The organism is Streptomyces sp. MBT53, assembly GCF_016654115.1.
Lineage (GTDB): Bacteria > Actinomycetota > Actinomycetes > Streptomycetales > Streptomycetaceae > Streptomyces.
In genome coordinates this window covers 1-5658 of record NZ_JAEQAZ010000334.1, presented here as the reverse complement: position 1 = coordinate 5658, position 5658 = coordinate 1, and the positions used below count along the sequence as shown (strand labels likewise).

Below are 5658 nucleotides of genomic sequence, written 5' to 3'. Positions count from 1 at the left end.
AACGGAACAGGGTGGCCTTGGAGACCTCGGCCGCCGCCGCGACCTCGACGACCGACACCTCGTCGAACCCCTTCTCGCGGAAGAGACGCAGGGCTTCCTGCGCGATGAGATTCCGGGTGCGTTCTTTCTTGCGCTCGCGGAGGCCGGGGAGTTCGTCCATGCGCGCCACACTACCAGACCATGAGACCGAGAATCAAATGAGACCGGAGATGGAGTGAAGTCGAGAATCTTCTGAGACCAGGTTGCATTTTCTTCCCGCTCGGTGTTCCCTTGAGGCAACGACGACGAGAGGGATCGCGATGACCGACGAGCTGGCCCGGCGCGGTGTGGGGGTGCGGATCGTGGACGCGGCGCGGGTTCCGCACCGGGAGTCCCGAGGCAAGGGCCTGCAGCCGCGCACCCTGGAAGTCCTGGAGGACGTGGGCGGCACCGAGCGCGTGCTCGCCACCGGGACGACTCGGCTGCCGTTCCGCAAGTACTTCGACGGCAAGCATGTGAACGACACCGACCCGTTCGCGGACGCGCTCCCCACGCCCGACGCGCCGTACGAGCGAGGGGTGCTCATAGGGCAGTGGCAAGTGGAGCAGATCCTGCGCGACCGGCTCGCGGAGTTCGGGGTCGGCGTCCAACTCGGCGCGGAGGTGGCCGAGTTCGAGCAGGACACGGACGGAGTCACGGCCGCCCTCGCCGACGGGGAGCGCATCAGGGCCGGCTACCTGGTGGGCTGCGACGGTGGGCGCAGCCGGGTGCGCAAGGTGATGGGGGTGCGCTTCGACGGTACGACCGAGGAGACGCAGTCGATGGTCGTCGGGGACGTGCGGGCCGAGGGGATCGGCCGGGACGTGTGGCACCAGTGGTTCACGTCGGACGGCGGCGGGCTGGCGCTGTGCCCCATGCCCGGCACGGACTCCTTCCAGCTCCAGGCGAGCCCCGAACTCGACGCGGACGGCGAGCCGTTGCCGCCGTCCCTGGAGAGCTTCCAGCGGATCTTCGACCGGTACGCGCGCGTGCCCGGCGTGACGCTGACGAGCCCGACCTGGCTGTCCGTCTGGCGGGTCAATGTCCGCATGGTCGACCGGATGCGGGTCGACCGGGTCCTGCTCGCCGGGGACGCGGCCCATGTCCACCCGATCGCGGGCGGACTCGGTATGAACACCGGTATCCAGGACGCCTACAACCTGGGCTGGAAGCTGGCCCTCGTGGCCACCGGACAGGCCGGTCCCGGGCTCCTGGACACGTACGAGGAGGAGCGTCTTCCGGTGGCCGCCTGGACGCTGGGGGTCTCCACCGACCTGTATGCCCGGGTACTCGAAGCGGTCAAGGAACCCGGCACGGGTATCGAGGTCGCCGCACCGCCGCCGATGGGCACGGGCTATCCGTGGAGTTCCCTCGCGGGTCCGGCCGGCGGTCGCACTTCGGGCGACGCCACCGTCCTGCGTCCGGGCGACCGTGCGCCCGACGCACCTTGCCTCGATGCGTCGGGGCAACCGGTCCGGCTCTTCCAGGCGTACGCCGATCCGCGGTTCACGCTGCTCGGTTTCGGCACCGAACTCTCCGACTCCGTAGGCAAGTTGGCGGCCGAGCACGACGGCCTGCTGCAGGGGTTCACGGTGGACGACGACCTTCGCGATCACGAGGGGCACGCCCGGCGGGCGTACGGGATCACCGGCCCGGCCCTCGTGCTGATCCGCCCCGACAACCACGTGGCGCTGTTCACCCGGGACCCCGCCGAGGTCACCGCTTATCTCACGCGGATAGTCACAATCACTCCCAAAGAGTGATACTCGGAGTATGAGCACGGCAGCGTACGAACTGCTGGCCGCGTCGTCGCACAACACCCTCGACGTGACCGCAGCCTTTCTCGGTGGCCTGCTGATCGCAGGCGCGCTGGTCTGGGCCATACATTTCGGTATGAAGGTCCGGGACCAGGAACTTCCGCGGCCGCTCCCCGAGGAGCAGCCCCACCTCCCCGCCGGCGGCGCTGTCCACGAGATGCGCGAGATGCGGGAACCCGACGAGATGCCCGTCGCCTCGGAGGAGAAGGAACGGCTGATGCCGTACCAGCTCCATCACTCCGGCAGCAGGACGGGAAAGGACCAGAGCCGGCAGCGCTGGGTGCCGGGGAGGAGCGGTTCCTTCGGCGGGGGCGGCATCGGACACGTCTGACCCGTCTGACCTGTCTGACCTGTCTGACCTGTCCGACCCGCCCGCCGCCGGTTCAGCTGTTCGGCGTGCTTAGCGGCGCCCCGGAGGTCTTCGGGTCGTAGACCGCCAGTGCCCAGATGACGAACACATCGACCGCGATCATGATGACCGACCAGATCGGGGCGTACGGCAGGAACATGAACTGGAGGATCGCGCTGAGGCTCGCGAGGACGATGCCGCAGACGCGGGCCCAGCTCATGCCCCTGAGGATGCCCCAGCCGGTGACCGCGCCCACGGCGCCCAGACAGAGGAGGATCACGCCCCAGCCGGTGAGGTTGATGCTGTACACGTAGTCGCCGACGCGGGTGTAGACGTCGTCCTTGGCGAGCGCGGAGATGCCCTGGAGGATGGCGATCACGCCGTTCATCAGCATCAGGACACCGGCGAAGACGGCACCGCCGACCGCGAGGCCGCCGCCGGAGGGGGGCGGGCCGTAGCCGCGGGCGCTGGGAGCCTGACCGGCGTCGTTCCAGACGCGGGGCTTCTCCTCGCCGCCGGTGGACGTCGAGTGCGGCTGCTGTGTGGAGTGCGGCTGCTGCGTCATGGCGGTGCCCCACCTCTCTGTGGTGTGCGGTCCGTGGTGTGCGGTCCGTGGTGTGCGGTCCGTGGTGTGCGGGTCTGTGGTGTGCGGTCTGTGGTGGTTCGGTCTCTCTTTGGTGTGTGGTGCTTCGACCATCCGGCCGAGGCACGCCCTCCACCAGGGGGGTTACGCCGTCCGGGTGAGCCCCGGCCTCGGCCCCGGGTCCTCGTCCGCCGCCAGGAACTCCACCACCGCCAGCGCGAAGAGCAGCGCGAGCGCCAGCCCCACCACGACCCACCCCGTCGGGTGCGACCAGAGCAGATAGGCGAGCAGGGCCGCGGCCACCAGGAGCCGGCCGATCCACGACCGGTACCGACGTACGAACGGCCCCACCGGCCCCGTACGCAGTCCCGCCCCGTCGGCCGTGGCCCGCACCGCCCCGATGCCGGACGTCCACAGCCGACGTACGAGACCCGCCCGCCGACCGGGCCCCGTCAGCCAGGCACCGAGCGCGACCACCACCCCCACCGCCACGACCATCCGCACCGTCGTGCTCAGGAACCGGGTCAGCGCGTCGTACACCGCTGCGGCGGCGGGCTGCGACACCCCGGCCGGGAGCGCGTCCAGATACAGCGCGCGGGCGATGCGCAGCGCGATGCCGAGGAGAGCAGTCGCGGCGGCCACGCCCAGCGCGCCGGTGACCAGCGCCCTGCGCCGCCGCTTCGCCAGCAGCACACCGGCCGCGACCAGGACCAGGGCCACCAACGGCAGCCAGGTACCGGCAAGTTGGAGCAGCCGGAAGTACTTGCGGTATGAGTCGAGGTCGTCGTTCCTGACGAGGGTGATCGAGGTATGGAGCTCGGGGATCTTCGCGGCGACCGTCATCCCGTCGTCGACCAGCCGTTGTTTCACCTGGTCGACGACCGGGCCGACGTCGAGCGTCACCGTGCCGTCGTCGAGCCGTACGGCACCGCCGCCGCTGCCGGTCAGGGCCTTTTCCACAGTGCTGTGGACACGCCGGTTCGCGTCCTTCCAGATCCTGGCGAAGGCGTCGGAGGCGGCGACGGCCCGCGCCTTGTCGTGGACGAAGGCACGGACCGCGTCCTCCAGGGAACCGCCGAGCGCCCCCAACGCCTTTTCCAGCAGCGGGCGTTCGGCCGGGGCCGCGCCGGACAGCAGCGTGGTGAGGTCGAGATGTCCCATGACCGCGGTCGTCACCCGGTCCGCGACGGCGTCCTGGATGTCCGGGTGGGAGGCGAGGGGCGCCACCGTCCGCACATAACGGTCCGTGTCGCCCACCGTATCCGCGGTCCAGGCGGCCACGACCCCGAGCGGAGCGAGCAGGCACCCGACGACAACGAGCAGAACGGCGACCAGCGAACGCGCCCGGTGCCGAGGCCCCCGCGCCCGTTCCGCCTCCAGGACAGCAACCCGCGCCCGCAGTCGGTCGAGTTCCGTCGTCACCCCTGCCTCCTCCGCCGCGGCTCTGCCTGCCAGCGCATCCCCGGCGGCCGGGTTCCGCGAGCAGTGCCACGCCGTTCGGGTGAGTCCGGCATGCGGGCGCACGGCAACGGACCTTCACTTGAGGGACGGCCCGGCGACGCGGCGATTCATGGAGGCGACATGGCGTGGAACAGGGGTGCCGCGGCGCTGACGACAGCCGTAGCCGTCGCCCTCACCGCCCTCACCGGTTGCTCCGACGACAGCAGTCCCTCCTCCGTCGCGAGCAAGGCGGCGTCCGCCGTCGCGTCCATCGGATCGCAGGCCACGGCCGCCATCGCGTCGGCGACCGCCGAGGCAGGCCGCAGACTCGACGAGGTGAAGAACGGCGTCGATGCCAAGGACGCGGTGAAGGTGGGCACGCCGACCACCGACTCGGCCGGGCGCAGCACCGTCGAGGTCACCGCCGACAACAAGGCCGACTCGACCAAGTCCTTCGCCGTGCAGGTCGAGTTCAAGGACACGGGCGGGAATCTGCTCGACACCGTGGTCGTCACGGTCTCCGACGTCCCGGCCGGAAAGTCCGGTACGGCGACAGCCCGCAGCAACCGCAAGCTGTCGGGCGACGTGAAGGCGGAGACGGGGACGGCGCTGCGCTACTGACTGCGCTGCTGGGGGGTCTGGGTCTGGGGGGTGGGCCCAAAAAAAGTGTGACACCCCTGGCGGAAGTGACACACTTTTTGGGAGAGGGTGTCGGGCGGCGGCGGTTGGTGGTCGGGTCAGGCCATCCAGAAGAAGACGGCGGTCATCCGCTTCTCCTCCAGGGTGCTGCCGTGGTAACCGGTCGCGCTGTGCACGAGGTTGGCGTGGTAGAGCAGCAGACTGTTGTACCGATGCGGTACGCGTACGTCCTCCTCAAAGGCGTCGGGCGCCACAAACCGCGTACCCAACGCCTCGACGAGGTTGTTGTGCGGAGCCTGCACGACGTTGCCGCCGAGCCGCCCGCCCGGCAGATGCTGCCGGTAGAAACTGGTGCCGCAGTCCTTCGGCACGGAGGGATTGAGATACAGCACGGCGGCATACCGACACAGCGACCGCGAGTCGGTGTGGGGCCGGGGTTCGCTCTCGCCCTCCCCCACGACCTGGATGCAGTTGTGGTTGAGCGTCCCGCCGCCGGGCGCCTTCTGCACCCACAACTCCTTGGCCCCGGTGGCCTGTTTGACCAGCCGCTCGATCCGCCCCAACTCGGCCGACTCAAGCCCCGGCATGGTGCGCAACCCCGGCCAGGTCTCCGAGGTGTACGGATACCCCTTCACCCAGTCGTCCTTCGCGAGACACCGCTCCCGTACGGCGTCGACATCCGGAAGGACGTCGTTCAGCACCCAGTAGTCACGGCCCTTGGTGGGCTTGCGATAGGGCAACACGGGGAGGGGCGCCTGACGGGCCCGCTGGGGGTGTGGGGGGAGTGGTGGCATGGGCCCGAACGTATAGCG

Annotated in this window: 7 protein-coding genes; 3 read left to right on the top strand and 4 right to left on the bottom strand. The window is 70.0% G+C overall.

The window, feature by feature from the left end:
* On the bottom strand, positions 1-160 hold a 160-nt coding region (locus JHN45_RS50105), incomplete at its 3' end, for a TetR family transcriptional regulator (RefSeq protein WP_201056122.1).
* 139 nt (positions 161-299) lie between these two features.
* On the opposite strand from JHN45_RS50105, the gene JHN45_RS50100 reads away from it, so the two are divergent.
* Together JHN45_RS50100 and JHN45_RS50095 are read left to right on the top strand one after the other, a co-directional pair.
* Positions 300-1781, top strand: a complete 1482-nt coding sequence (locus tag JHN45_RS50100) for an FAD-dependent monooxygenase (RefSeq protein ID WP_201056120.1) — start codon at positions 300-302, stop codon at positions 1779-1781.
* Positions 1782-1791: 10 nt separating this feature from the next.
* Complete coding sequence (locus tag JHN45_RS50095) at positions 1792-2166, top strand: DUF6479 family protein (protein ID WP_200717169.1); 375 nt, start codon at positions 1792-1794, stop codon at positions 2164-2166.
* Positions 2167-2218: 52 nt separating this feature from the next.
* Here the strand turns inward: JHN45_RS50095 and JHN45_RS50090 are convergent, their stop codons facing one another.
* Positions 2219-2749, bottom strand: a complete 531-nt coding sequence (locus JHN45_RS50090) for a hypothetical protein (protein WP_201056119.1) — start codon at positions 2747-2749, stop codon at positions 2219-2221.
* A gap of 162 nt (positions 2750-2911) precedes the next feature.
* Positions 2912-4189, bottom strand: a complete 1278-nt coding sequence (locus JHN45_RS50085) for a hypothetical protein (RefSeq protein WP_307783438.1) — start codon at positions 4187-4189, stop codon at positions 2912-2914.
* A gap of 159 nt (positions 4190-4348) precedes the next feature.
* On the opposite strand from JHN45_RS50085, the gene JHN45_RS50080 reads away from it, so the two are divergent.
* On the top strand, positions 4349-4828 hold the full coding sequence (locus JHN45_RS50080) for a hypothetical protein (protein ID WP_200717167.1): 480 nt from the start codon (positions 4349-4351) through the stop codon (positions 4826-4828).
* 116 nt (positions 4829-4944) lie between these two features.
* Here JHN45_RS50080 and JHN45_RS50075 read toward each other — a convergent pair whose 3' ends face one another.
* Positions 4945-5640 (bottom strand): DUF6445 family protein, encoded by a 696-nt coding sequence (locus JHN45_RS50075; protein ID WP_201056118.1) that lies wholly within the window; start codon positions 5638-5640, stop codon positions 4945-4947.
* Positions 5641-5658 lie beyond the last annotated feature (18 nt).

Coding starts and splice junctions, on each gene's coding strand:
- JHN45_RS50100 (WP_201056120.1), top strand. CDS start 300: ATGACCGACGAGCTGGCCCGGCGCGGTGTGGGGGTGCGGATCGTGGAC.
- JHN45_RS50075 (WP_201056118.1), bottom strand. CDS start 5,640: ATGCCACCACTCCCCCCACACCCCCAGCGGGCCCGTCAGGCGCCCCTC.
- JHN45_RS50080 (WP_200717167.1), top strand. CDS start 4,349: ATGGCGTGGAACAGGGGTGCCGCGGCGCTGACGACAGCCGTAGCCGTC.
- JHN45_RS50090 (WP_201056119.1), bottom strand. CDS start 2,749: ATGACGCAGCAGCCGCACTCCACACAGCAGCCGCACTCGACGTCCACC.
- JHN45_RS50095 (WP_200717169.1), top strand. CDS start 1,792: ATGAGCACGGCAGCGTACGAACTGCTGGCCGCGTCGTCGCACAACACC.